The 1,059-nt window shown below is 70.6% G+C and carries 1 protein-coding gene and 1 pseudogene; one reads left to right on the top strand and one right to left on the bottom strand.

Annotation, left to right across the window (positions count from 1 at the left end):
- Positions 1 to 277: 277 nt before the first annotated feature.
- Positions 278 to 718, top strand: a complete 441-nt coding sequence (locus AC067J_RS44090; RefSeq protein WP_478308524.1) for a PhlB family protein — start codon at positions 278 to 280, stop codon at positions 716 to 718.
- Between the two features lie 169 nt (positions 719 to 887).
- On the opposite strand, the pseudogene AC067J_RS44085 reads toward AC067J_RS44090, so the two are convergent.
- Positions 888 to 1,059: pseudogene (locus AC067J_RS44085) on the bottom strand (electron transfer flavoprotein subunit alpha/FixB family protein); the annotation flags it as partial.

Genomic DNA, 1,059 nt, shown 5'->3' with positions numbered 1-1,059 from the left:
CCGCCGCGAACGGAGCGATCTTCGCCTCGGCCAGCGAACGCACCGCCTCACGGAGCATCCCGTGCTCCTCGGAGATCCGGAAGAGATCGAAGTCCTGGCTCATGAGCGGCCACTCCTGTTTCACGACGGTCACGACGGTACTCAGTACCCTTCATTATGCACGTACGGGACAGAAAGGGAACTCAGTGCCTTCCCAGAGCGGCACTGAGTTCCCTATCCTTTTTGCGGCGGTAGTCGCAGAACCGGAAAGCCCGTCCGAGCGCAGGGAGATGACAACGTGGTCCACTCAGCCATCGACGCCGACATCGACATCGACAGCGCCCCGCTGGTGTTCCAGCGTTGCGCCTGGTGCAGCAACCCGACCTTCCAGCGGCTGCTCTGCCCGACCTGCGGGTCCACCGACCTGCGACTGGAGCGCAGCGAGGGCACCGGGGTGGTGCGGCGCTGCGCCGTCGAGCAGGCCCGGACGCCGCTGGCCCGGCAGAAGTCGCTGATCCGGATGGCCGAGGGGTTCGACGTCTGGTGCATCGTCAACGGCCTGCGCTCGACCGTGCCGGTGGGCACCCGGGTGCGGCTGACCGCGCCGGCGGGCGCCGAGCACCCGGCCCTGACGGTGCTTCCGCAGGAGGAGCCGGAGCGCGTCCCGTCCCTGGACCCGCGCCCGCTGCCGCCCGTCCAGGGCGGTTTCACCCAGCACCTGGCGGCGTTCGCGGAGTAGGGCGCGGGGCGGCCGCCCGGTGCACCCTGCCGGGCGGCAGGCCGGGGGCCGGGCCCGGTGCCGTGCCGTGCGGCGTGTCGTACGGCGTGTCGGCAGCAGCAGCGAGGGCGTGGCACCGAGTACCCCGGGGTACTCGGTGCCACGCCCTCCGGCGTTCCGCTCGGCCGGATCAGCCCTTGCGGGACTTCACCTCGGTGGTGAGCTGCGGCAGCACCTCGAAGAGGTCGCCGACCACGCCGTAGTCCGCCAGCTCGAAGATCGGGGCCTCGGGGTCCTTGTTGACGGCCACGATGGTCTTCGAGGTCTGCATGCCGGCCCGGTGCTGGATGGCGCCGGAGATG

It is taken from the genome of Kitasatospora sp. NPDC042419 (genome assembly GCF_056437345.1).
The sequence above is the reverse complement of the archived record's forward strand: the minus strand, read 5'-3'. Positions and strand labels throughout refer to the sequence as shown.